The 23739-nt window shown below is 67.3% G+C and carries 21 protein-coding genes; 12 read left to right on the top strand and 9 right to left on the bottom strand.

Features of this window, described 5'->3' with window-relative positions; translation table 11 throughout:
* The first annotated feature begins 22 nt into the window (after positions 1 to 22).
* The 8 genes from ACPXCG_RS22025 (at position 23) to ACPXCG_RS21990 (ending at position 6908) form a co-directional block, all read left to right on the top strand.
* On the top strand, positions 23 to 304 hold the full coding sequence (locus tag ACPXCG_RS22025) for a hypothetical protein (protein WP_425794403.1): 282 nt from the start codon (positions 23 to 25) through the stop codon (positions 302 to 304).
* A complete protein-coding gene (locus tag ACPXCG_RS22020; RefSeq protein ID WP_425794402.1) occupies positions 301 to 1449 on the top strand; it encodes a DUF475 domain-containing protein in 1149 nt (382 codons plus the stop codon). Before ACPXCG_RS22025 ends, ACPXCG_RS22020 begins: the two co-directional genes overlap by 4 nt.
* Before the next feature lie 80 nt (positions 1450 to 1529).
* The gene (locus ACPXCG_RS22015; protein WP_425794400.1) at positions 1530 to 2360 is read left to right on the top strand and encodes an adenylate/guanylate cyclase domain-containing protein; all 831 of its coding nucleotides are present in this window, start codon (positions 1530 to 1532) and stop codon (positions 2358 to 2360) included.
* Between the two features lie 210 nt (positions 2361 to 2570).
* Positions 2571 to 2792: a DUF3263 domain-containing protein gene (locus ACPXCG_RS22010; RefSeq protein ID WP_425794399.1), complete on the top strand. Its 222-nt coding sequence runs from the start codon at positions 2571 to 2573 to the stop codon at positions 2790 to 2792.
* A gap of 126 nt (positions 2793 to 2918) precedes the next feature.
* The gene (locus ACPXCG_RS22005; protein WP_425794398.1) at positions 2919 to 3920 is read left to right on the top strand and encodes an oxygenase MpaB family protein; all 1002 of its coding nucleotides are present in this window, start codon (positions 2919 to 2921) and stop codon (positions 3918 to 3920) included.
* A 9-nt stretch (positions 3921 to 3929) separates the two neighbouring features.
* Positions 3930 to 4199 (top strand): hypothetical protein, encoded by a 270-nt coding sequence (locus ACPXCG_RS22000; RefSeq protein ID WP_425794396.1) that lies wholly within the window; start codon positions 3930 to 3932, stop codon positions 4197 to 4199.
* Complete coding sequence (locus tag ACPXCG_RS21995) at positions 4169 to 4927, top strand: VOC family protein (RefSeq protein ID WP_425794395.1); 759 nt, start codon at positions 4169 to 4171, stop codon at positions 4925 to 4927. Before ACPXCG_RS22000 ends, ACPXCG_RS21995 begins: the two co-directional genes overlap by 31 nt.
* A gap of 142 nt (positions 4928 to 5069) precedes the next feature.
* Positions 5070 to 6908, top strand: coding sequence for an FAD-dependent oxidoreductase (locus tag ACPXCG_RS21990; RefSeq protein ID WP_425794393.1), 1839 nt, complete (start codon positions 5070 to 5072; stop codon positions 6906 to 6908).
* A gap of 130 nt (positions 6909 to 7038) precedes the next feature.
* Here ACPXCG_RS21990 and ACPXCG_RS21985 read toward each other — a convergent pair whose 3' ends face one another.
* From ACPXCG_RS21985 to ACPXCG_RS21970, 4 genes are read right to left on the bottom strand one after another with little or no spacing between them, the layout of a single operon-like run.
* The gene (locus ACPXCG_RS21985) at positions 7039 to 8160 is read right to left on the bottom strand and encodes an FAD-dependent oxidoreductase (protein WP_425794391.1); all 1122 of its coding nucleotides are present in this window, start codon (positions 8158 to 8160) and stop codon (positions 7039 to 7041) included.
* Complete coding sequence (locus ACPXCG_RS21980; protein WP_425794390.1) at positions 8153 to 9055, bottom strand: DUF1295 domain-containing protein; 903 nt, start codon at positions 9053 to 9055, stop codon at positions 8153 to 8155. Before ACPXCG_RS21980 ends, ACPXCG_RS21985 begins: the two co-directional genes overlap by 8 nt.
* A gap of 17 nt (positions 9056 to 9072) precedes the next feature.
* The gene (locus ACPXCG_RS21975; protein WP_425794388.1) at positions 9073 to 10104 is read right to left on the bottom strand and encodes an LLM class F420-dependent oxidoreductase; all 1032 of its coding nucleotides are present in this window, start codon (positions 10102 to 10104) and stop codon (positions 9073 to 9075) included.
* Between the two features lie 45 nt (positions 10105 to 10149).
* Entirely contained in the window at positions 10150 to 11268 is a 1119-nt protein-coding gene (locus tag ACPXCG_RS21970; RefSeq protein WP_425794386.1) for an NAD(P)/FAD-dependent oxidoreductase, read from the bottom strand.
* Positions 11269 to 11349: 81 nt separating this feature from the next.
* Between ACPXCG_RS21970 and ACPXCG_RS21965 the strand changes: the two genes are divergently transcribed.
* Genes ACPXCG_RS21965 through ACPXCG_RS21955 form a run of 3 tightly spaced genes read left to right on the top strand, consistent with a single transcriptional unit; the run spans position 11350 to position 14158 of the window.
* Positions 11350 to 11715 (top strand): nitroreductase/quinone reductase family protein, encoded by a 366-nt coding sequence (locus ACPXCG_RS21965; RefSeq protein ID WP_425794384.1) that lies wholly within the window; start codon positions 11350 to 11352, stop codon positions 11713 to 11715.
* A 28-nt stretch (positions 11716 to 11743) separates the two neighbouring features.
* Positions 11744 to 12514, top strand: a complete 771-nt coding sequence (locus ACPXCG_RS21960; RefSeq protein WP_425794383.1) for a cyclase family protein — start codon at positions 11744 to 11746, stop codon at positions 12512 to 12514.
* Between the two features lie 21 nt (positions 12515 to 12535).
* Positions 12536 to 14158 carry a thiamine pyrophosphate-binding protein gene (locus tag ACPXCG_RS21955; RefSeq protein WP_425794382.1) on the top strand — a complete coding sequence of 541 codons (1623 nt, stop codon included), beginning with the start codon at positions 12536 to 12538 and terminating at the stop codon, positions 14156 to 14158.
* Here the strand turns inward: ACPXCG_RS21955 and ACPXCG_RS21950 are convergent.
* From ACPXCG_RS21950 to ACPXCG_RS21935, 4 genes are all read right to left on the bottom strand, one after another.
* Positions 14145 to 15422 (bottom strand): esterase/lipase family protein, encoded by a 1278-nt coding sequence (locus ACPXCG_RS21950; RefSeq protein WP_425794381.1) that lies wholly within the window; start codon positions 15420 to 15422, stop codon positions 14145 to 14147. The two genes, ACPXCG_RS21955 and ACPXCG_RS21950, sit on opposite strands and share 14 nt — an antisense overlap.
* 55 nt (positions 15423 to 15477) lie before the next feature.
* Positions 15478 to 18069, bottom strand: coding sequence for a LuxR C-terminal-related transcriptional regulator (locus ACPXCG_RS21945; RefSeq protein ID WP_425794380.1), 2592 nt, complete (start codon positions 18067 to 18069; stop codon positions 15478 to 15480).
* Between the two features lie 86 nt (positions 18070 to 18155).
* The gene (locus tag ACPXCG_RS21940) at positions 18156 to 19265 is read right to left on the bottom strand and encodes a catalase family protein (RefSeq protein WP_425794379.1); all 1110 of its coding nucleotides are present in this window, start codon (positions 19263 to 19265) and stop codon (positions 18156 to 18158) included.
* 20 nt (positions 19266 to 19285) lie between these two features.
* The gene (locus ACPXCG_RS21935; RefSeq protein WP_425794378.1) at positions 19286 to 21157 is read right to left on the bottom strand and encodes a peroxidase family protein; all 1872 of its coding nucleotides are present in this window, start codon (positions 21155 to 21157) and stop codon (positions 19286 to 19288) included.
* 247 nt (positions 21158 to 21404) lie between these two features.
* Here ACPXCG_RS21935 and ACPXCG_RS21930 point away from each other — a divergent pair, with 247 nt between their 5' ends.
* A complete protein-coding gene (locus ACPXCG_RS21930; RefSeq protein WP_425794377.1) occupies positions 21405 to 22139 on the top strand; it encodes a hypothetical protein in 735 nt (244 codons plus the stop codon).
* 36 nt (positions 22140 to 22175) lie between these two features.
* Here ACPXCG_RS21930 and ACPXCG_RS21925 read toward each other — a convergent pair whose 3' ends face one another.
* Positions 22176 to 23705 (bottom strand): catalase, encoded by a 1530-nt coding sequence (locus tag ACPXCG_RS21925; protein WP_425794376.1) that lies wholly within the window; start codon positions 23703 to 23705, stop codon positions 22176 to 22178.
* Positions 23706 to 23739 lie beyond the last annotated feature (34 nt).

Raw genomic sequence — 23739 nt, 5'->3', positions numbered from 1 at the left:
GTGCGCATGGTGTGGGCGGAGCATGGTCGACTCGGATCACGGCCGGCGACGCAAATACTGCAAGCAGTCCTGCCGCCAACGCGCCTACGAACAGAGAGCGCTCACGCAGGGCACTTCTATTCCCGTCGACGCGGTGATTCTGACGGCCGCGGAGGCCGACGCCTTCGGCGACCGGATGTTCGCGCTCCGATGCGCCGCCGAGGATCTGGTCACCGCGGTCTCCGAACGGGCGGACGTGGCCACTCTCCACTCACTCGGCGACGATCTGCTGTCACTGGCTCGTGAAGCCGAGCGACTACGGTGATCCTCCGGACCTTCGGACTGTCCGCTCTGGTCACCCTCGCGGCGCTGCTGGTCGCGTTCCTCTATCAGGGTTGGACCGGTCTGGCGCTGTGCGCGATCCTCGGCATCCTCGAGGTGTCGCTCTCCTTCGACAACGCGGTCATCAACGCGACCGTGCTCGAGCGGATGAGCCGGTTCTGGCAACAGATGTTCCTGACCGTCGGGGTGATCATCGCGGTCTTCGGGATGCGACTGTTGTTCCCGTTGGCGATCGTGTGGATCACCGGTGGCCTCAATCCCGTCGAGGCCCTTCGCCTGGCCATGAACCCGCCTGCAGATGACGCCGGGTATTTCCCCGACGGCAGCCCGAGTTACGAGACGATCCTGCTCGAGGCGCATCCCCAGATCGCGGCCTTCGGAGGCATGTTCCTCCTGCTGCTGTTCCTGAATTTCGTCCTGAGCAATCGCGACATCACCTGGTTGTCGTGGATCGAGAAGCCGTTGGGCCGGCTGGGCCGGCTCGATCAGCTGTCGATCGTTCTCGCCGCCATAACGCTCGTCGTCGTCGGGGAGTACCTGGTGCCCGACGACGGTCGGTCCACTGTGCTCATCTCCGGGCTGCTGGGCATGATCACCTACATTCTCGTCGACGGCCTGAGTTCGCTGTTCCAGAGTGAACAACCGGGCAGCGACGATCACCTGCCGTCCGCGGAGGCCACCATGGCCGAGGCGGGCTCGGTGCGACGACCGAGCCCGGTGACCGTGGCCGTCGGCAAGGCGGGTTTCTTCCTGTTCCTCTATCTCGAGGTGCTCGATGCGTCGTTCTCCTTCGACGGGGTGATCGGTGCCTTCGCGATCACGCCCGACCCGATCATCATCGCCCTCGGACTCGGTTTCATCGGTGCCATGTTCGTCAGGTCCATCACGATCTATCTGGTCCGTCAGGGCACGCTCGGTCAGTACCGCTACCTCGAGCACGGGGCACACTGGGCGATCGGCGCGCTCGCGGTGATCCTGCTGCTGAGCGTGCACATCCACATCAACGAGGTCATCACCGGCCTGGTGGGCGTCGCGTTCATCGGTGCGGCGCTGGCCAGCAGTATCGGGGCCAACCGCCGTGATCGACGCCGCAGGGAACACCGGGCGCAGACCCGGGTCGCGCATTGAATCGACCGTGATGGCGTCACGCGCCGGCCGGGACGTCCGCATCCGCGATGACCGTCGGGTACCCGGCTAGACTTGCCCTCGTGACCGGTACGGACGGAGACGCGGTGGCATCGGGGGAGCAGCAGGACGATCGACCCGCGGTCGCGCGCCCGACCCGGCGGGCCGCCGACGCTCTCGCGAGATCCGATGCGAACGCCGGAGCGGTGCGTGCCGCTCGAGCCGCACGCAGCCTCATCCCGGACACCCGGTCCGCGCCACTTGGCGGCCGCGCGTCGGATCGTGTCGCCCGCCTGATCGGTGAATCCCGTCCGGACCGCCCCAGTGTGCTGCGGGAACTGGGCCTCGGCGCGGTCCAGGTGTGGCAGGCGCTCGTCTCGCGCCGCACTTTCCGCGACGACGACCCGGTGCCGGCCACGATCCTGTTCACCGACCTGGTCGGGTTCTCCACGTGGGCTCTCGATGCCGGCGACGACCAGGTCCTGCGACTGCTCGCCCAGGTGAACGACGTGACCGAATCCGTGATCACCGCTCGTGCCGGCAGCGTCGTCAAACAACTGGGCGACGGTTCGATGGCGGTCTTCCTCGACGGGACCGAGGCCATCGAGGCCGGTTACGAGGCCATCTGCGCGGTGAGCGCATTGACCATCGACGGTTATCGTCCACAGTTGCGGGCGGGCCTGCACACCGGGACACCGCGCGCCGTCGGCGACGACTTCCTCGGCGTGGACGTCAACATCGCGGCGCGGGTGGCCGACGCCGCCGGCCCCGGCGAACTCCTGGTCAGCGACGCCACCCTCGCATCCGCGGACGCCGAGAAGTACCACCGGCGCAGGCGCAGGTTCAAGGCGAAGGGCGTGCCTCGCGACCTGGAGGTCTTCGCCGTGGTACCCCGCTACGAGACCGAAGCCTGACGCCGCGGCATCGCAGCGGGCAACGAGTTGGTCATCCCGAGGTCGGGGAGCATTCGATTTCAGGTCATGTCGACGTCTGCTCATGTGGTGACACTGGTCGGTGACCCGGCGCACAATGGGGTCATCTCTGTCGGGCGACCGCGTCGAGTCGGCGGCGCAGGTCGCCGCGGGTGGCAGTGTCCGGAAGACAAATCACGGGGTGTGATGAAAATGGACAACAAGCAGCAGCAGATGCTGGCGTTCGAAACGGATTGGTACCAACTCGGCGGTGGTTCGTCGCGTGTGATCACCGAGCGGTTCGGCCTGACCGATCGAGACTTCTTCAGCGAGGTCGATCGGATCGTCGCGTCAGATCCGCCTCCCTCGCTGACGCATTCGGAGTTGGGCAGGATGCGCAGCGTGATCCGCAGCCGACTGTGGATGGCCCGCTGAACCTGCCATCGGCCCGCGTGCCGGACGGAAAAGCTCGACAAGACGCTCGACTCCTGACCTCTCGGACGCTAATCTGACAACAGCAGTCCTCAGAATGCCTGTCGTCTGAATGCGTGGAGGTCCGACATGACGATCACACAGCCGTCCCCGACCGAGTCCGCTGATGCGGTGATCTCGCACGCCGACGACGAGATCGAGCTCGTCCCGCCGGACTCGCTGACCGCCGAGCTCACCGGGCGGTTCACCTTCCTGCCGGTGAACGGCGCGGCCTTCGTGATGCAGGTGATGCACCCGACCATCGGTGACATCGTCGGGGAGTACTCGGTGTTCCGGACGGATCCGCTCGGCCGGGCCGTCCGCTCGATCGACTCCGTGCTGCGCTGGGTCTACGGTGGCACCGAGGCGATCGAAGAGGGCAAGCGACTGCGGCGGATGCACCAACCGCTCCAGATGCGGAATGCGCAGGGCGATCACATCAGTGCCCTGAATCCCGAGGCCTACCAGTGGGTCATCGCGACCGCCTTTCCCACCTCGTGCAGCGCCGCGCCACTGATCCTCGGGCGGGAGTTCACTGCGGCGGAGCGCGACGAGGTCTTCCGGGACAACCGGCGGATCGCGAAGATCGTGCAGGTACCGATGCGCGGCTATCCCGAATCGATCGAGGAGTTCGGGCCGTATTACGACGACATGGTCGAGAACACCTTGATCGCGCATCCGGTGGCCCTCGACCTGATCGCCCAGATGAAGGCGGCGCCGAGACTCGACGGTGCGGTCCCGCCTGCCGTGCTCCGGCTGGCCAACACGGTCGCGCGGGTCGCCGCCGTACCGGTCCAGAAGCTGAACTACCTGACCACCGTCGGCGTCATGGAGCCTCGCGTGCGCGAGATCCTCGGCTTGTCGTGGAGCGCCGACGAGCAGCGTGAATTGGAGCGGATCCACTCGGCCATCCGGTTGTCGTATCGGGTCCTTCCCGAGCGGCTCACCTACTTCCCGTTGGCCTACCACGCGCGCCGCCACCACGCCGCGCTGCAGGCGATGAAGCGCCGCGAGGGCGCCGGTGCCGCCTACCAAGTCGCAGACCGCGCAGGTGCCCCTGCCGCACCCCTGGGGCCGACCGCGAAGTTCTAAACTGGGCTGGTGCCGTTCTCCGACGATGACCTCGACGCTTTCTATCGGGACATCGAGGCGCGCACCGCCGCGTCACCTCCCCGGCGCCGCCGACGAATCGGTGTCGACCGGCGTGGTGTGCCCGCGTGCCCGACCCCGGAGAAAGACGCGTTTGCCGCGGAGATGCCCGCACGCGACAGCATTGCGCGGATTCGCCACCGGATCCCTCCCGACGTCACGCTGCGTTGTTATGAATGTGTCTGCGGCGCATGGCATATCACGAGCCGGTCACCGCGATGACCGGTCTCGTGCCGGCCGGCGCGATGATCGACCTGGCCACCGTCGACACGGTGGCCACTGCCGATGCATATGCGCGCCTGCTGGACAGCGTGGTGGCGACGTCGGTATCTGTGGGCAACGGGTCGGTGCGGTGGCATCCGGTGAACCCGAACGCCGAGGACGCACGGGCCACCGAGGGGGATGTGCATGACGATGATCCGGCCGGCACCCACCAGGTGTCGTTCGGCGTCACCGACAGCGTCTCGGCCAGGAGGCTGCTCGATCGTCGTGGACTGCCGCACGACGAGCCGGTCGGCGTCACCGACCACACCGGTCTCATCGAGATCGGCGACGTCGACGTCGAGGCCATCGATCATCTCGTCTTCACCGCGCCATGCCGGGATCACGCGCTGGCGATCTTCGGGGCCTGCCTGGACCTCGACTTCCGGCTCGATCGCGAGATCGGCAAGGGCGCACGCCAACTGTTCTTCCGGGCAGCGGATCTCGTGGTGGAGGTGGTGACCGGCCGCACGTCGGCGACCGGTGACCCACAGCCCTGCGCCCTGTGGGGTGTCGCCTGGCGATCGCGAGATGCCGCGGTGACACACCGTCGCCTCGGCGATCTCGGAGTGCCGACGAGCGAGGTCAGGATCGGACGAAAGCCGGGCACGCGGGTGTTCACCGTGCATGATCGCGCACTGGCCACCCGGACCGTGGTGATCGATACGGAGACGCGTCATGCGGACTAGGCACGGATGTGTGGAAGTCGGTGGATGCCCCGCCCGTGCCGCCCCGAGCCCGACAGGGTCACCCGAGGTGGACAGGGCCGAGAGAGCCACGGTGTCGTCGCCGAGCACAGACCTGTGCGAGATCTGATGGAAGACTGGCCCCATGACAACTCCGTCCGCCGAAGCGGGGCCGCGTCCCGTCGTCGTCGTGGTGTCCGCCGATCATGCCGACACCCTCATGTCCGAGTTCGAGCGATACCGGCGTGACTACGACATCACCTGCGCGAGTTCGGCGATCGAGGCGATTGCGCTGCTCGGCCGGCTCCGCAGTGAGGGTCATCAGGTGGCTCTGATCGTCACCGAATCCGAACTCTCCGACATGAATCTCCTCGAGGCGCTCTCGGCGTTCCGCAGTATCGTTCCGACCGCCCGGCGTGTTGTCGGCATCCACTGGAGTCGGTTCCTACAGCACAGTGAGACGCTGCGGCCTGCCCTGCAGAAGGGCAAGTTCGACACGTTCCTCCTCATCCCGCGCGGACCGCGCGACGAGGAGTTCCACTATGCGATCACCGAGCTGCTCTCGGACTGGGGCGCGACCGTCGCGGCGCCGGAGGTCGAGGTGCTACGCATCATCAGCCCCGCGCTCACGCCACTGACCATGTCGATCCGGGACTTCCTCGAGCGGATGGGCATGCCGTACCGGACATATTCTCCCGACAGCTCCGCGGGACGATCCGCCGTCGCCCTCTGGTCCGCCGACGGCAACCGGATCCCCGCCGACGGCAACCCGTTTCCCGCCGACGGCAACCCGTTTCCAGCCGAGAGCAACCGGATCCCCGCCGACGGCACCGTCGTCGAGGTGGCAGACGCGCCGGGCGGGGCCCACACGCCGGTACCCACCCCGCTCGTGCATTCGCTCCGAGGGACCGCCGACACGGTCATCGCGCCGGCCTCGGTGCGTGACGTCGCGGAGATGCTCTACGGCCGACCCTCCGACATCGAGCTCGAGACCATTGTCGACCTCGCGGTGGTGGGGGCGGGACCGGCCGGCCTCGCAGCCGCTGTGTACGCGGCGTCGGAGGGACTGAGCACCGTCGTCATCGAGTCGGAGGCCGTCGGCGGACAGGCGGGCACGAGTTCGATGATCCGCAACTACCTCGGCTTCCCCAGAGGTATCTCGGGCATGCGACTCGCCCAACGGGCGCGCACCCAGGCCGTTCGCTTCGGTGCGCGGTTCTTCACGGGGTGGCCGGTGGAGAGTCTCGTCGTCGAGGACTCGGCGGCGCCCTACCGCCTGCGGACCCAGGGCGGCGAGGTCTGTGCCCGCTCCGTCCTGATCAGCACCGGTGTCGCCTACCGCCGCCTCGGCATCGCCGATCTCGAGGATCTCGTCGGCCTCGGCGTCCATTACGGCGCGGCGATGAGCGCGGCCCGGGAGATGGACGGACACGATGTGTTCGTGGTCGGCGGCGGCAACTCGGCGGGCCAGGCAGCAATCCATCTCGCCAGATACGCACGGTCGGTCACGATCGTGGTCCGACGACCGGATCTCACCTCGACGATGTCGCAGTATCTGGTCGGCGAGATCGCCTTCAACCCGCGGATCACGGTGCGCGGCTCCAGTGAGGTCGTCGACGGCGGGGGTGCCGGCCATCTGGAATGGATCACGTTGCGCAACAGATCAACCGGAGCTCAGGAGCGATGTGCGGCCGCCGGCCTGTTCCTGCTTCTGGGCGCGTCGCCGCATTGCGACTGGCTGCCCGACCACGTGGAGCGCGACGACGATGGCTTCGTCCTGACCGGTCGGGATGTGTCGCACGATCGATGGACCGGCGACGTGCCACCGGCCAACCTCGCCACCAGCGAACCCGGCCTGTTCGCCGCCGGTGACATCAGGGCGGGATCGATGAAGCGGGTGGCCGCGGCCAGCGGCGAGGGGGCCAGCGTGGTACCGCTCGTGCACACCTGGCTGGAATCGTTGCGACAGATCCAGACCTCGTGATGAAGAATGCGCGCGGCCGAACTGCGGAAACGTTTCGGCGACGATGCGTCCGAGGTGCGCCGCTGAGTCCGCACGATGACGCGGACCAGTCCGATGTCGCAGATCTGGTCGCCGCGCCACGTGCGTGGGATCAGTCGCGGATCCCCCGATAGATCCCGCGTCGAACGATCCACGGCTGGAGCACCGAGTCGATCGACCACGCCGGGAACCGGAAGGGGCGGCCATTGGGCGCGAAGACCTCGAGTCCGTCGGGTTGGACACCGAGGACCGATCCCCAGCGTCGACTCCGCGGCCGGTAGCTGCGCAGCTGTCGCCCCGCGAGCGAGGCCATCACGTTGTGCGCCACCAGCCGGTCGGCGCGGTTGCGTGCGGAGTTGCGTAGCGGGTCGGTGGCGGCGACGTCCCCGACGGCGAACACCCCGTCCTGGCCGGTGACCCGGAGATCCGCATCGACCCGAACGAAGCCGTGATCGTCGAGGAGGTCGTCGGGGAGCCATTCGGTGTTGGGCCGGACAGCTCCGATCGCCCAGATCACCGCATCGGCGCGCGTCGACTGCTGTCCGGTTGACCAGCTCACCGGTTCAGCGGTGATCCGATCGATGGCTTCTCCGCCGGGGATTGTCGCGCGGTGCCCGGGGTGCACCGCCACCCCGAGTCGATCGAGCCGACGACGCACGTGACGCCAGACGCGTGGATGATGCTGGGGGAGTGCACGATCGCCGGGAAAATACAGATCAATCGTTTTTCCCGGCCATACGCCCGCGACGTTGGCTGCCGCACTGACTGCGGCGGCTCCGCCACCGATCACCGCCACCGACGACGCAGACGACAGCCGCTCGTGCGTGGACGCAAGGTCTGCGTCGACCTGCTCAGCAGACTGCAGCGTCGGCTGTCGCCAGAATCCGTTGCGCACCCCGGTCGAGATGACAAGGGCGTCATAGCTCTCGACAACCGCGTCACCGTCGGCACGACGTACGGCGACGGTGCGTGCGGCCGTGTCGAGCCCGGTGAGGGTGCCGTGGACGACGCGCACACCGTCGAGCCCGCGGAATCTGCCGAACGGGATCCAGTAATCCCGGCGCCAGGTGTCCGGCCGGGCGATCCGGCTGCCGACCTCCTGACCGCTGACGAGACCTGGTTTCACCGAGATCCCGACGACGTCGTGGTGGCGAGCCAGATGGATCGCGGTGAGGATGCCGGTGTCACCGAGCCCGGCGACGACGATCCGCCGGGCAGTGGAGCCGTCAGCCATGTGACGCCGACCGCGGCGGTCGGGGCACGAACCGTGGCACCCGATCGATGACCGTCTGGTATCCGGGACGACGCTCGAGGCTGCGCTTCTCCATCATCGGGATACTCGCTCCCTCGAACAGCGCCAACATGACCACCGCCCCGGCGAACAGCCACCATGCGTCGGCCGGTGCTGCGGCGACACCGAACAGTGCCAGCGCGAACCAGAACGAGAACTCGCCGAAGTAGTTCGGATGCCGGGACCAGCCCCACACGCCGCGGTCCATGACCTCACCAGGGTGTCGGCGGTCGGCGAACACCCGCAGTTGCCGATCGGCGACGGATTCGAGCAGAACGGCGCCGAGGCCGACCACGAACGCCACGACGACGAGCCAGAACGGGCCGTCGGAGGGGCGGGTGACCGCCACGTACACCGGGAGCATGCCGACGAACACCTGAAGGGTGGGGATGACGTGGATCGCGAACAGGTCCGCCGGCCACGACCAGCGTCCCGCGTTCTCGCGGATCAGGCCGTAACGCCAGTCCTCGTGATGGAGACCCGGAAACGTGCTCACCCAGTTGGCCGTCAGCCGGATCGCCCACACCAGCACCACCATCGTCACCATCCACGATCGGGGATCATCGATGCCGAGATCGCCTCGCCACCACCAGAAGACCAGCATCAACGGGGGTATGACACTCCAGTAGGCGTCGTAGAAACTCGAGTTCTGGTAATGGCGACTGAACCCGAAGATCACCAGCGTCGCGAGGAGGTCGGCGATCAGCGTGTCCAGCCACAGCGCCGATGTGGCGGGGCCCCAGATCAGCCACACCGCCGCGACGGCGACAGCCACCACGTAGGCGATCGTGATACGGACGAGGCCGTGAGTCCGGCTGCTCGTTTCGAGGGTCGACATGATGCGGTGCTCCGCCGTCAGCTCAGGGTCGCGAGTTGTTCGACCTCGGCGACACTGCCGGGCGACACCAGCATCGTCGTCACCCCGGCGGCCTCCCAGCGGGCGACCTGCTCGCGGACGTGCGCGATGTCGCCGACGATCGCGGAATCCTCCACCACCTCGTCCGGGATGATGCGGGCCGCCTCATCCTTGCGTCCGGCGCGGAACAGGGCGGTGACCTCGTCGACCACCTCGGCATACCCCATTCGGCGGTACACCTCGGCGTGGAAGTTGGTGTCCTCGCTACCCATGCCGCCCATGTAGAGCGCCAGGAACGGCTTGATCGCCTCGTAGCTGGCAGACCGGTCGTCGGTGATCACGATCTGGGCGGTCGCGCAGATCTCGAAATCGTCGCGGCTCCGACGTGCCCCTTCTCGTGCGAAGCCCTCGTCGAGCCATTCGTTGTAGGTGTCGGCGAGGCGCGGCGTGTAGAAGAGCGGCAACCAGCCGTCGGCGATCTCGGCGGCCAGCGCGATGTTCTTCGGCCCCTCGGCACCGAGCATCACCGGGATGTCGGCGCGTAGCGGGTGCGTGATCGGCTTGAGCGGCTTGCCGAGTCCGGTGGTGTCATCGCCGGTGAGCGGCAACGGATAGTGCGGTCCAGCGCTGGTCACGGGCGCCTCGCGGGCCCATACCTGTCGCATGATGTCGATGTACTCGCGCGTCCGGGCCAGCGGCTTGGCGAATCGCTGCCCGTACCACCCCTCGACGACCTGTGGGCCGGAGACACCGAGGCCGACGATGTGCCGCCCACCGGAGAGGTGATCGAGGGTCAGGGCCGCCATCGCGCAGGCCGTTGGCGTCCGCGCGGACAGCTGGAGCACCGATGTGCCGAGGCGTACGCGTTCGGTCGCCGAGCCCCACCAGGCCAGCGGCGTGTAGGCATCCGACCCCCAGGCCTCGGCGGTGAACACGCTGTCGAAGCCGGCAGCTTCCGCGGCAGTCACCAGTTCGGCGTGGTTCTTTGCCGGCTGCGCACCCCAATATCCCAGCTGTAGACCGAGTTTCATATCGCTCCTGTCTTGATCGTCGCCGCCCGGAGGGGCCGGATGCCCTCAGCCTAGAGTGTCGTCTCCCAGCGTCTCGCAAACAGCACTGGCCAGGGCAAGGCAGGACGTCAGACCCGGCGACTCGATGCCGAACATGTTGACCAACCCGGGCATCCCGTGCTCGGCCGGGCCCTGCAGGAGGAAATCGGCGGCGGGCTCGCCGGGACCGCTCAGCTTCGGCCGAATGCCCGCGTACGCGGGCACCAGCGCGTCGTCGCGGAGCCCGGGCCAGTACCGACGGATCTCGGCGTAGAACCGGTCGGCGCGGTCGGGATCGACCCGATAGTCCACGCGGTCGGTCCACTCGACGTCCGGGCCGAAGCGCGCTGCACCTGCCATATCCAGGGTCAGGTGAACCCCGAGTCCGCCATCTGCGGGCACCGGGTAGACGAGTCGCCGGAAGGGGGCCGAGCCCGTGGACAGCGCGTAGTAATTCCCCTTCGCCAGCCGGCGTGCCGGGATCCGGTCGGTCGGGAACCCGTCGAGCGATCCGGCGAGGTCCCATGCTCCGAGACCCGCACAGTTGACCAGCGCCCGGCACCGGAGAGACCCGGCATCGGCGACCTCGAGTGTCATCGGCGAACCTTCCCGAACCGACCCCGCGACCACGCGGCTGCCGAGCGCGACGCCTGCTCCGGCCGCCTCCGCGTCGGCCCGCAGCGACCGCATCAGGGCGTGGCTGTCGACGATGCCTGTCGACGGCGACAACAGCCCTGCGACGCCTGCGAGGTGCGGCTCGAGTGCGTGCAGCCCCGACGCATCGAGCTTCTGCAGATCCGTGACACCGTTGGCCGCCGCATGCGCCGCGATCTCGTCGAGGCGACCGATCTGGTCAGTTGCCGTTGCGACGATGATCTTGCCCAGACGGCGATGCGGCACCCCACGGTCGGCGCAGTATCGGTAGAGGAGCTCTCGTCCGCTGACGCAGGCGGTCGCCTTGCGACTGCCCGTCGGATAGTAGATGCCGGCGTGGATGACCTCGGAATTGCGGGAACTCGTCTGCGTGCCAACGGCATTCTCGGACTCGAGCACGAGCACCTCATGACCGGTGCGCGCCAGGTCGCGGGCCACGGCAAGGCCGATGACACCGGCGCCGACGACGACAGCATCGACAGTCTCCACCACGATGTCGAGGGTAGTGAGCCCGACCGGCTCTGAGAAGACTAGATTGGGCCACACCTGCCATCGTCGCTCGAGGGGATCTCTGTGAACCGGTTTCAGCAGACAGCATCGATCGTCAACAAGCTCGTGACCCCGGTGCTGCGGCTCCCGGGTCTCAGCTCGCTCCTGGGCCGGTCGATGATGGTCCTCCGGTACACCGGGCGCACATCGGGCAAGACCTTCGAGCTCCCGGTGGGCTACCGCCGCGACGGCGACCACATCGTCGTCGGGGTGGCGATGCCGGACAAGAAGAGCTGGTGGCGCAACTTCACCGGTGCGGGAGGCCGCGTCACCATGGTGACCGACGGCGTGACCCGCACGGGACACGCGATCAGTCGACGCGACGACGAGGGCCAGGTCCTGGTCCGGATCGCCGTGGACACCGACAGCGCCGTGGACACCGACCACTGAGACCACACGAACTCCCGGAGGATCTCCGATGACCGCCATCGACACACTTCTCAGCTCCCTCGCCGACGGCTCTGTGTCGGTCGTCGACCTCACCGCGCCGCTGAGCCCGACCACGCCGGTCCTGCAGCTGCCGCCGCCCTTCGCCAACACGATCTCGATGTCCCTGGAGACCGTGAGCAACTTCGACGACAACGGACCGTTCTGGGGCTGGCACAACATTCACACCGGTGAACACACGGGTACCCATGTCGATGCTCCCAGCCACTGGGCGACCGGCCGCGACGGTAGCTCCGTGGACCAGATCCCACCGGGTCGTCTCGTGGGCCCGGCCGTGCTCCTCGACTTCACCGACGAGGTGACCGCCGATCCGGACTTCCTCTTGGAGCCAGAGCATCTCGACGCCCACGTGGCCGAGAACGGACCGCTGCCGGACGGTGCCTGGCTCCTGTTCCGAACCGGATGGAGTCGGTTCAACACCGACGCCGACGGGTTTCTCAACGCCGACGACGACGGCCCGCACAGCCCGGGTGTCTCGGTGGCGGCCGCGCAGTGGCTGGCCTCGTCGCCCATCACCGGATACGGCGTGGAGACCGTGGGCATCGACGCCGGACAGGCCGCGGCGATGGACCCGATCTTCCCGGCCCATCACCACCTGCTCGGCGCTGACAAGTACGGACTGACGCAGCTCCAGAATCTCGGTGCCGTTCCTCGTTCCGGCGCGATGCTGGTCGTCTCACCATTGCCGATCGTGGGCGGAACCGGCTCGCCGGCAAGGGTTCTCGCCCTCGTCCCGGCCTGATCGGTCGACACCATGGTGTGCGTGGCGGACGTCGTCGCCCAGACCCTCGCCGACCTGGGCGTCGGGACCTGCTTCGGGGTGGTCGGTAGCGGCAACTTCGTCCTGACCAATGCCCTTCGGGAACGCGGTGTGCCGTTCGTGGCCACGCGTCATGAAGGCGGCGCCGCGTCGATGGCCGACGGGTACGGCCGCGTTGCCGACGTCCCGGCGCTGGTGTCGGTGCACCAGGGCTGTGGCCTGACGAACGCGATGACCGGCATCGCCGAGGCGGCCAAGAGCCGCACCCCGATGCTGGTGCTCGCCGCGGACACGGCGGCGGGTGCGGTGCTCTCGAACTTCACCATCGATCAGGACGCTCTGGTGCGTAGTGTCGGTGCCGTCGCCGACCGTGTCCACGGACCAGGTTCTGCGGTGGCCGACGTGACACGGGCTTATCGCACTGCCGTACAGGGCAGGCGTACCGTCGTCCTGAGTCTTCCACTCGACATCCAGGCCGCCGAGCTCGACGCGCCGGATGCCGTCGCCATCGTAGGCACTTCTGATCCGGTTCGGCCGTCCGCGGATTCCGTTGCGGCACTGCGGGAGGCGATCGAGGCGGCGGAGCGGCCGGTGTTCGTGGCCGGGCGTGGGGGCCGTGCTGCCGGAGCCCGGATCGCCGAGCTCGCGGCGCGTACCGGTGCACTCGTCGCGACCTCCGCCGTCGCCAACGGTTTGTTCCGTGGCGACGATTTCGATCTCGGCATCTCCGGCGGCTTCTCCACGCCACTCACCGCCGAGCTGATCCGTTCCGCGGATCTGATCGTGGGGTGGGGCTGCGCACTCAACATGTGGACGATGCGGCACGGAACACTCATCGGCGCCGGGACGGCCGTCGTCCAGGTCGACGACGATCAGAGCGCGCTGGGAACGCATCGTCCGATCACCATGGGAATCCACGGGGATTGCGGCGCGACCGCCGATGATCTGCTCGACACGGTGGTGCAGGAGCGCACCGGATACCGGACTGTGGAGGTCGCAGGACGCCTGGCGACCGCCCGCCGCTGGAACGACGTGACAACACCGGATCTCTCGACGGCCGACCACATCGATCCGCGGGTGTTCAGCGACCTACTCGATCGCGCGCTGCCGTTCGAGCGCGTCGTCGCGGTCGACTCCGGCAACTTCATGGGTTATCCCAGTGCCTACCTACAGGTCCCCGACGAGAACGGTTTCGTGTTCACCCAGGCCTTCCAGTCCATCGGGCTCGGCCTGTCCAGCGGGATCGGCGCCATGCTCGCACGGCCGGACCGGCTCGCTGTGGTTGCGGCAGGCGATGGCGGATTCCTGATGGGCATCGCGGAGCTGGAGACCGCTGTCCGGCTCGGTCGACCGATGCTGATCGCCGTGTACGACGACGCCGCCTACGGGGCCGAAGTGCACCACTTCGGCCCCGACGTCGACCTCGGTGCGGTGACCTTCCCGGAGACCGACATCGCCGCAGTTGCCCGCGGATTCGGCGCCTCCGCCGTGACGGTCAGAAGCCGCGCCGACATGGCAGACGTTGTCACGTGGCTCGATTCACCCTCGGGCGTACTCGTCATCGATGCGAAGATCGCGTCCGACGGCGGGGCCTGGTGGCTGGTCGAAGCCTTCACCGGACATTGATTCGGAATGCGTCGGAACGGCTCTCGAGGGCACGTCGCGGGCGCAGTTCGGAACGAAGCCACGCATAGATGCCGTCGTGGTTCAACAGCGTGAAATGATGCGCGCTCCCGATATGGAAGCCGTCCGATGATCGCAAACCGATTGTGCGGTAACGGCTCTGTCCGCGTCCGCTGCCGGCGAGGACCAGTCCATCGCCGAACAGTCGGCCCAGCGGGTGATCGGCGCTCCGGGTCACCGACGCGGTCGCGAACAGATGGCGGACGTTCGGCAGTAGAGGCGCGTCACCGGGCAGCGGCTGCCGGAGCACATCGCGCTCGACGTCGCGCCACCCCTCCTCGGTGAGCGTTCCGTGAAAGAGGTCGCGGACCCCCGCGCTACGCCTACGGAGCAGATTGCCGAACGGATTCGTCACGGGCAATCCGCCGAGGGCCGCGGTGGCCGCATGCACGCCCCTCGCCATCGGCGCGCCGAGATGCGGCGTACCGAGATACACCGTATGCCTCAGCAGGGCTGCCCAATACAGATCTTCTCGGGTGGCTCGCTCGCAGGCGCTCCGGATGATGAGCCCGCCCATGGAATGACCGATCAGCGACAGATCGGTCACCGGTACCGGCCACAGCAGAACGAGGGCCCACAGGACATCGGCGAGCAGACGGCCGTTGTCGCTCACGTGGCGACCCGAGTTGTAGCGGATTCGGATCTCGGTGCTGCCGATGTCGTCGCTCAATCGTCGGCCGTAGGTGGGACCGCCGCCGATCTCCCAGGCGTATTCGGATTCCATCAGGCCGTGGAGGAACACCGTGAGGTGTCCACCGGCAGTGGGAAACGCGGCCCGCAGTGCTTCGGCGGTCGGCGGGATCTCCCGGCCATCGACACGAATCGTCATCCCGGCTGCCAATGGTGAAGCTTCCTCGGACAATTCGTCGCCGATCAAGCCGTTGAGGATGCCGAGGGCGACGGCTCCACCGGAGGTCTCGGAGGGGGCGCGTCCGGCCGTCGGAACCTCTGCGACGATACCGGCCAGTTTCCCGACGAGATCGGCGGACCCTCCGGCGGTGCTGTAGGCCGCGAGTGCGAACGCGTTGTGGACCATGCGGACGGGGTCGGCTCGACGTCCGAACGCTATACGCAACCCGCCGAACACGCCGTCGGCAATGGACGCATGTACCTTGGCGACACCGGTGGTCGCCCGGCGGAGCTCGGTCCCCGCCAGCCCGGCGAGGGCGCTGAGCTCAGCCTGGCGACGATCGACGAAAGGGGCCACCGGCTCAGTGTACATCTGTGCACCGAGGTGCCGATGGGCTGCGTATCGTTCGCTGCTATTGGTCCCAGACGATCTTGGCCAGTGCGTCCCGATCGGCGACGTCCAGCTTGATGGACGCGCGATAGATGTGCCCCTCCACGGTCCGCACCGACACCGTCAGACGTTCGGCGATCTCGCGGTTGGTCAGCCCTTGGGCCACCAATGCCGTGATCTCCCGTTCCCGCGCGGTGACCGGCAAGGGGCGGGCCGCCAAGCGGATCGCGGGACTGGTCGCCCCGTCGCAGATCTTGGAGAGGCGCAGCGCGCGTGCGCTCGACTCCGCGCGCTTCCCACGACGCCCGGCGTGCTCGTGCAACGCCACCGCCTGGGCCGCGGCATCGGCGGCCGAGAGGAGCAGGCCGGCATGCTCGAAATCTCGACTCACCTCGTCGAGTGCCGCCGCGTCCGCGTCGGCGACCGCCACGGCGTGCCGTGCGTAGAGGCGCGCCACGACTCCTTGTAGCCCGGGTGCGATGGCGGCCAGACGGTCCGCGACGGTGCGGTCACCGAATCTCGCGGCGTGATGCAGGGCCTCGGCTTCCAGGGCGAACTGCCCACTGTCGTGGGCGACATCGGCTGCGGTACGCGCGAGTTCGACCGCTGAGCGATCGCTCCCGCCGGCGGCGGCAACCCAGGCGCGGGCGATGATGCGTTGCGGCTCATGCAGCGCCACATGCGATCCCACGTGCTCCTCGGCGTCGTCGAGCACGCGCTCGGCCGCCGCCACATCGTTGAGGGCAGCGTAGGCACGGGCCAGCAGCAGTCGCGCGGGGAGCCGCCAGGGCAGCGACGTCTCGGCGTTGAGGGCGGCGAGAGCCTGCTCGATCGACGAGATCGCGTCGCGGAAGCACCCGCGGTAGGTCGCCACCAGACCGGACATGATCTTGGCGATGGCCCATCCGAGGAACTGTCCCGATGACGAGAACTCGGTGTACCCGGCCACCCGCTGTTCGGCGGTGACGAGGTCGCCGACCATCGTCAGCGCGAGGGCGTCGCAGTACCGCACCATGACGCGGATCATCCCGTCGGTGGCCTTCTGCTCGGCTCGGCACCGCTCCGCGATCGGTTCGTAGTCGTGACCGCGACCGGCGACCGGCATGGCCAGACCGGCGGCGAACGCCGCGAAGTCGATGGCCTGCTTCGGCACGTCCGGCTGGGCCAGCACCCGTTCGGCCTCCTCGATACCGTCGGCGATCCGGTTCTCGTGCACCGCCATCGCGGCGCCGGCGGCGTCCACGACCAACATGATCGCGGGATAGTCGACCCTGTCCCGCATCAGTTCGAGCAGCCGATGGCTCTGCACGACGTCGCCGATCGACCAGAAGAGCAGACTCATGCGTGGCACGCCCCACTGCACGAGTTGCAGCTCGTCCAGATCGTCGGGGTCGAAGCCGGCCAGGATGTCGTCGGCCTCCACCGGGCGACCCTGCCAGAGGAGTGCCCGCGACAGTAGTTCACCCGCGGCGAGTCCGCCGTCACGCTCGAATGCCGCTCGGGCCAGGCGTTCTCCCAACGGGAGATTGGCCAGGAAGACTGCGTCTTTGGCGGCCGAGATCAGCAGGCCCGGGTCGATCTCCTGGTCGCTGTCGACGCACAGCCGGGCCAGCCGGATGCGGTCGGCTGCCGACCCGAACTCCCGATCGCGCAGTTGAGAGACGATGCGTGAGCGCAGCTTCCGGCCGGCCATCGTGCCGATCCGGCGGCGGATGACGTCACCGTAGAGTGGGTGGACGAACCGTACGTTGGTGGTCCGGCCGTCCCGCGTGACGCGGATCAGATTCTGCACCTCGGCGGCGTCCAGCGCGTCGGCCCCGACCAGCTCGATGAGCGTGTCGATGTCGAGGGGCTCGCACAACGCCAGCAGCTTGAGCGCCTCCATCACCGCCTCACCCGCGCGATCGAGGCGATCGTCGAGCAATGCGACGAGGCCCGAGGGCACCGCGGTCGGGCCACGGAGTTGCCAGACCCCGTTGGTCTCGGACAAGGTGCCAGCGTCCACGGCGCCTTCGACCATATTCCGCAGGAACAACGGGTTACCTCCGGAGGACTCCCAGATCACATCCGCACTCAGACCCTCGAGTGTCCCGCCGAGCACCCGTTCGACCAACGTGGTGCATTCGTCCTTGCCGAGCGGCTGCAGTTCGATCCGCGTCAGATAGCCGTCCTTCCACAGGGACGTCACCGCATCGGGAACCGGCTCGCCGCTGCGCACCGTCGCGACGATGCGGGCCGATCGCTCGATGGCGATCTGGTGGAGCAATGTGGCCGAGAGCTGGTCGAGCAGATGTGCATCGTCGACACCGACGATGGTGCCGGGTTCGGCCAGGAGAGCTTCCCGTGCCGACACGAGGGCCGCGATCGGGTCTCGTGATGCGATCGGTTGCACCCAGGGCGCGAACGCGCCGAGTGGGATCGCGTGCGACGATTCCGTGCAGGCAGCCCACTGAACAGGCACGCCCAGGGCTCCGGCCACGGTCCGCGCCAACGTTGTCTTACCCACGCCTGCGGCGCCCACGAGCACCACACCGCGGCCATCGGAACTCGTCAGCGCGGTTCGAATGGCATGGTCTTCGGTCGGTCGACCGAGCAGCTGCCAGCGGCCTCCCATGGGGGCCGAGTATAGATCGGACGACCGGTCAGGTGTGACTGTTCGGCGCAGTCCCTCGTCCTCGTCGGGCATACCGCTGAGGGTGCTCATTCGGGCAGATCGCCCGCGTCGGCGGGTTCACTCATCGGCGCGTTGTTGACCTGGTGGCGAAACTGACTCGACGCGTCATAGACCTTCCGCTTCAGCCGGTTGATCGACCCCAGCGGCCGGTGCGCGTCGAGCCCGCGCCAGGAATTGAACGACAACACGTCATCGCCGTAGGCCCGTCGCTCGGGTGTGTAGGGGTCCTGCTGGGCGAATCGAATGGTCGCGACCGTCCGGTGTGGCGACAAGTCCTCCGGCCAGTCGAAGGTCGCATCCTCGATCCACCGGCGGTCGCTGCTTGCGCAGAGTTGGACTCGCAGTTCGTATTCGGCGCCGTGGCAGGAGAAGAAGTCGACCACCATGTCCTGGAACGCGTTGACTCCGGTGCCGTCGTCCACGGGCATCCCCGCCAGCGCATGCACCTCCGGCGACGACGGGACGAACGCCATCCGGGCCACGTACTCGCCGTAGCGAAGGGGAGCCGACGAATAGAAGGTGTCGCCCAGGATGTGGGTGTTCGGTCGGACGAAGACGGCAAGACTCTCCGGGAGCGGCCGGCCGATGGGGCATAGCAGACGCTTGTCGACGCCTGCCAGGAGTTCGCTGCCGATCTTGAGTGCTGGGTCCGGGAGACGAGCCAGAGCCCAGGCGGTGGGCATGCCCCGTTTGTAGTACGCCTCGGCATCGGCGAACAGGAAGTCCCGGTGGGTCACCATGATGAAGTCCTGAGTCGTCGCGGTGTCGTCCGGGAGTGCCCGTTCGCCCTCCACACCGAGGACCTTGATGCCGAGACCGCGCACACCTCGCATCTGATCACTGCGAATGGCACCCGACGTGCTCGACAACCTCGTGATGATCTCGAAACTCCGACCGCGATGGGCGAAGAGTCCTTGTGCCAGTTCATCGTCCAGCTCGTCGTGGACCTCGAGTGTGCCGCGAAGTATTCCGTGGCTCTTGGCATGGGCATCGCGCAGACCGCGTTTGGTCTTGCGATACGCGCGTTCGTTGTTCCCACGCAGGCTGCCGACGATCTTGTCGATGTAGGTGTCCTCGTCGGGTTTCGGGCGCTCCAGGTCGGGGTCGTAGGGCACGTACGTCGTCGTGCTGGTCATCGTGCTGCTGTCCTCTCGGGTCATCGGCCCGGCCAGGGTGCGAACGGATTGTCGACACCTACGAGAGCCGGCGCCAGGGTGGGGAAGTGGCGCAACAGGACCGAACGCATCGAATTGTCCCGCACCCAGGCCATGCCCACCTCGGTGTAGATCTCCTGACGAAAGTCGGTGGTGAAGAAGCGGTCGCTGGACAACCGCCGGGACGCCATCAGCACGAACACCCGAAAGGCGGTGTCACTGAAGCCGAATCCCGGGGGTTTACGTTCCGCGTGCAGGCCGACCATCAGGTCGAGGTTGTCGATGTCGCCATAGATGTCCTCGAGTTCTTCGGCCCACTCGGTGTTGTCCGTCAGGGCGGCGAACGAGGTGATGCGAGGGAGGCGGAACAGGCGGCGGAACTCGTTGTAGCGCGGCACCCCTCGTTCCCGATCTCGCAAGATGTCGACGGTCGCCAGGTCGATCGGCCGTCCATCCGGCCGGGCGAGCTGCTGCAGCGCGGCAGGGTAGTTGTGCAGGGTCAGCTCGCCCGCTTTCGCACGGCCGAAGGAATAGAGGAGATCCGGCATCGACGTCTCCGCCAGACGATCGCGGACGTGCTCGGCGAGCAATTCGTCCAGTGCGTGAACCGCTTGCGGCCGGTTGCCGTCGATGTCGCGGATCTTCACCTCGTCGGGGAGCAGTGAGTGCATCCGGTAGACGGCGACGAACTCCTCGGTCAACGAGTAGGGGACGCCGTGGTGGTCGGTCGTGCTGCCGGGGATGCCGCACAGCACCTCGCTCTCGGCCACCCGGCCGAACCTGCGGGCGAACCGCTCGCCGAGCAGGCCGAACCAGTTGCCGCGCATGGCGGAAACCGTGGTCGGGTGCGAGATGATCGCCGGAGTCCAGTCGATGGTGTGGATCTTGGCCATCAACGCCGTGTTGACCAGCCGCGCGGTGTCGTAGAGCTGCTGATCGGTCATGAACGGGTAGGTGGCGGCCAGCCGTCGGCAGATCGCGTTGTGTTCGCGCAGGAACAACGAATGCAGCAGGGCCAGGCCGACCCAGAAGTTCGCGACCGGCCCGTCGGGATCGAGCAGGGTGTCGGCCTCGGCGGGCGGGAGTCCGTTGTCCGCCAGGAGGATCTGACCCCGATCGCCTGACCGGATCGCGTCCGCATAGTCCTGTCGACTTCCGTAGATCTGTGAGCCGTCCCACCAGTGGGTGTCGCGGTTCGCAAAGGTCGGTGGGGCATCGGGATCCGCACCGGGCGCGAGCGCCGACCGGTGGACGCTCATGGGACGGTGCTCTTCGGGCCAGTCATCCGAGGCGGGCAGGGGGATCTCCCGGCGCGGCGCCTGCTCGTCGTCCGGGTGACTGAACCAGTCGTGCACCTCGAACTGAATCCATGCCGCGGCAAGGAGGTTCAGCGAATCAACCGGACGGAACTCGTCGCGGGTGAACAGGCGCTGACTGATCTCCCGCGGATTCGGATCCAGGAGTCGTGCGGGGTCGGGAGACGAGTTCGCCGGGGGCACGTTGCGCCCGAATCTGCTCGACGCCGCCCCCATCAGCGGTGCGTCGAGGTCGTTGTGGGTCCCGCCGGGCAGGCGGGCCCGCAGCGCTCGGGAATCCCAGTGCGGTGGGGGCTCGTCAGGATCTCGGCCGCTGTCGTACAGGTTCAGGGCACGCAGTTGGCTGCGGAGGCCGACGAGGACGGCCAGACCGACCGGGCGCCACAGGGTCGGCCATCCGACTGCCCGATCCACCACTTCGGCGGCATGGGCCAGATTTCGGGTGATCGGACCTCGCCGGTCCGGTGACGGTTCTCGATCTACACCACTCGACGCCATCAACAGCGCCAACCACACCCACCGGGGCACGCCCACCTCCGCTTCGCGTCGCGACGACATCCGGACACCCGGAATGTTCTGCGACCAGTATGTGGTCCGATCACGAACTCGGCATGAGTAATCGACTACTCGTTGCCGACGACAGAGCGACCCGGGGGAGCGGCGCGACCACTGGAGAGGCGTGCGTTTCGGTACCTGAAATGAGGTAGTCGCCTACTCGCGTCCGCCACGATCAGGGCAGACAGGATGGTCACGTGCCCGGGTCGATCATCACCCGTCGCGCTTCTGGCAGAGAAAGGCGGCAGGTGTGATCGCACCGATCGACATCAAGGTGAACCTCGACGACCCATCCCGGGCACTATCCGCGCTGGACCTGACACATCAACAGGGCCGGCATCGCGAGATCTGGTTCGCCGAGGTCCGCCCAGGGGTCACAGAGTCGCCGTTTCCGCTGCTCAGCAACCACCTGATCATCCGTATCCGCAGCGGCGATGTCGATGATCTGACCGTGAAGCTCCGGCCGTGCCGTCAGGGTCAGCTCGCCAAACCCTGGACTCATCCGTTCGACACCGACGCAGTGAGCTACCGCCTGGGTTGGGACTGGAGCGGAACACACCGCGTGCTCGCGGCATCGGCGGTCTGCGGACGGCCGCCGGGATCACTCGCCGCCGAGATGGCCGTCGGAACGGACCCGTTGTCGGTGCTCGACCCTGCACAGCGTCAATTCGTCGTCACCTGTACGCCGGTCGGGGTACCCATCGACCACCTGCGTGCCTTGGGGCCCATCTCCTCGACCACCTGGTCGGACATCACCATCGACCGATGCACGGTGGACATCGAGAGGTGGACCGTCGGCGATGTGGATCTCCTCGAGCTGTGTGAACAAATCAGCCCGCACGACGGCGAGAGCCTCGAAGAGTTCGAGGCTCGCGCCGCCGCGCGACAACAGTCCTTGGAACGCTCGATCCGCGCCCGCGGCCTTCAGCCGGCCGACACCGAGGTGAAGACCGAACGGGTGCTCGCCAGCCTCACCGGTGAGTGATACGTGGCGACGCGCAGGCCCTGGCGGGCCTCACGATCAGCCCGCCCGCACCTTCTCCTGCATCGATGTCCGCGCCGGATTGCCCTGCTCGTCGACCTTCGGGTCCGGCTCGTCGCGCTTCTCGGTGACGCCCGACTTGATCCGCGCACCGATGTCGGGGTCGACTCGCGACCAGTACTCGAACGCCCGCTCCAAGACCGGTTCGGAGACGCCGTTGAGCAGGTGCCCGACCACGTTGTCGACGAACCGCTCGCGGGCAGCGTCGTCGAATATCTCACGGACCATCGTGCCCGCCTGACCCCAGTCGTCGTCCTCCGGGTGGTCGACGTAAGCGCTGCGGACGATGTCACCATCAGCCGCCCACTGCGGTTCGGGCTGGCCTGCGTACACCGCCGCCGGGCCACCCTTCGAGTTCGGCGCGTACACCGGGTCGGTCACCGGGTCGATCCGCATGTGACCGTCCTTGGTGTAGCTGTGCACCTCGTTGCGCGGAGCGTTCACCGGGATCTGCTTGTAGTTGCCACCCAAACGCGCACGGTGGGCATCGGCGTAGGCAAAGACCCGACCGAGCAGCATGCGGTCGGGACTGAACCCGATGCCGGGGACCACGTTGTTGGGTTCGAACGCCGCCTGCTCGATCTGGGCGTGATTGTCGGTCGGGTTGGTGTGCAGGGTCATCTTCCCGACCTCGTGCAGCGGATAGTCGCCATGTGGCCACACCTTGGTCAGGTCGAACGGATTGAACCGATAGCCGACCGCGTCGTCGTACGGCATGAGCTGCACCTTCAGCGTCCAACTCGGGTGATTGCCGCGCTCGATCGACTCGAAGAGATCGCGCGTGTGGAAGTCGGTGTCGGCGGCCGCCATCTGGTCGGCTTCGTGCTGGGTGAAGCATTCGACGCCCTGATCGGTGATGAAGTGGTACTTCACCCAGTGCTTGACTCCTTGGGCGTTGACCCAGAGGTACGTGTGCGACGTGTAACCGTTCATGTGCCGCCACGTCTTCGGGATCCCGCGGTCACCCATCAGCCACGTTACCTGGTGGGCACTCTCTGGTGAGAGGGTCCAGAAGTCCCACTGCATGTCGTGATCACGAAGATTGTTGTCGGCACGACGCTTCTGCGAACGGATGAAGTGCTGGAACTTCATCGGGTCCTTGACGAAGAAGACCGGCGTGTTGTTGCCGACCATGTCGTAGATGCCCTCGGAGGTGTAGAACTTCAGGGCGAACCCACGAGGGTCGCGCCAGGTGTCCGGACTGCCCCGTTCGCCGGCGACGGTGGAGAACCGCGCCACCATCTCCGTCTTGGTGCCGGGCTGGAACAGTGCGGCACTGGTGAACTCGGAGATGTCGTGGGTGGTCTCGAACGTGCCGAAGGCGCCACTGCCCTTGGCATGTGGCTGTCGTTCCGGAATCCTCTCCCGGTTGAACTGCGCCATCTGCTCGATCAGATAGTGATCGTGCAGGACGATGGGACCGCCTGCCCCGACGGTGAGCGAATGCTCATCGCTCCCGGCCGGCGCCCCTGAATCATGCGTCGTGTACACGGAATTTTTGTCGGACATTTCGCCTCCGAAAAGGTCGATCCGTTGTGGGCTG

Source organism: Gordonia sp. DT218 (assembly GCF_049847105.1).
GTDB lineage: Bacteria > Actinomycetota > Actinomycetes > Mycobacteriales > Mycobacteriaceae > Gordonia.
This window is presented reverse-complemented; position numbering and strand designations above follow the sequence as displayed.

Excerpts from the sequence above, each read along its gene's own strand:
- ACPXCG_RS21975 (WP_425794388.1), bottom strand. The coding sequence starts at position 10,104 with ATGAAACTCGGTCTACAGCTGGGATATTGGGGTGCGCAGCCGGCAAAG.
- ACPXCG_RS21925 (WP_425794376.1), bottom strand. The coding sequence starts at position 23,705 with ATGTCCGACAAAAATTCCGTGTACACGACGCATGATTCAGGGGCGCCG.
- ACPXCG_RS22010 (WP_425794399.1), top strand. The coding sequence starts at position 2,571 with ATGGACAACAAGCAGCAGCAGATGCTGGCGTTCGAAACGGATTGGTAC.
- ACPXCG_RS21990 (WP_425794393.1), top strand. The coding sequence starts at position 5,070 with ATGACAACTCCGTCCGCCGAAGCGGGGCCGCGTCCCGTCGTCGTCGTG.
- ACPXCG_RS21985 (WP_425794391.1), bottom strand. The coding sequence starts at position 8,160 with ATGGCTGACGGCTCCACTGCCCGGCGGATCGTCGTCGCCGGGCTCGGT.
- ACPXCG_RS21995 (WP_425794395.1), top strand. The coding sequence starts at position 4,169 with ATGGCATATCACGAGCCGGTCACCGCGATGACCGGTCTCGTGCCGGCC.
- ACPXCG_RS22005 (WP_425794398.1), top strand. The coding sequence starts at position 2,919 with ATGACGATCACACAGCCGTCCCCGACCGAGTCCGCTGATGCGGTGATC.
- ACPXCG_RS21980 (WP_425794390.1), bottom strand. The coding sequence starts at position 9,055 with ATGTCGACCCTCGAAACGAGCAGCCGGACTCACGGCCTCGTCCGTATC.
- ACPXCG_RS21960 (WP_425794383.1), top strand. The coding sequence starts at position 11,744 with ATGACCGCCATCGACACACTTCTCAGCTCCCTCGCCGACGGCTCTGTG.
- ACPXCG_RS21935 (WP_425794378.1), bottom strand. The coding sequence starts at position 21,157 with ATGTCGTCGCGACGCGAAGCGGAGGTGGGCGTGCCCCGGTGGGTGTGG.
- ACPXCG_RS22025 (WP_425794403.1), top strand. The coding sequence starts at position 23 with ATGGTCGACTCGGATCACGGCCGGCGACGCAAATACTGCAAGCAGTCC.
- ACPXCG_RS21945 (WP_425794380.1), bottom strand. The coding sequence starts at position 18,069 with ATGGGAGGCCGCTGGCAGCTGCTCGGTCGACCGACCGAAGACCATGCC.
- ACPXCG_RS21940 (WP_425794379.1), bottom strand. The coding sequence starts at position 19,265 with ATGACCAGCACGACGACGTACGTGCCCTACGACCCCGACCTGGAGCGC.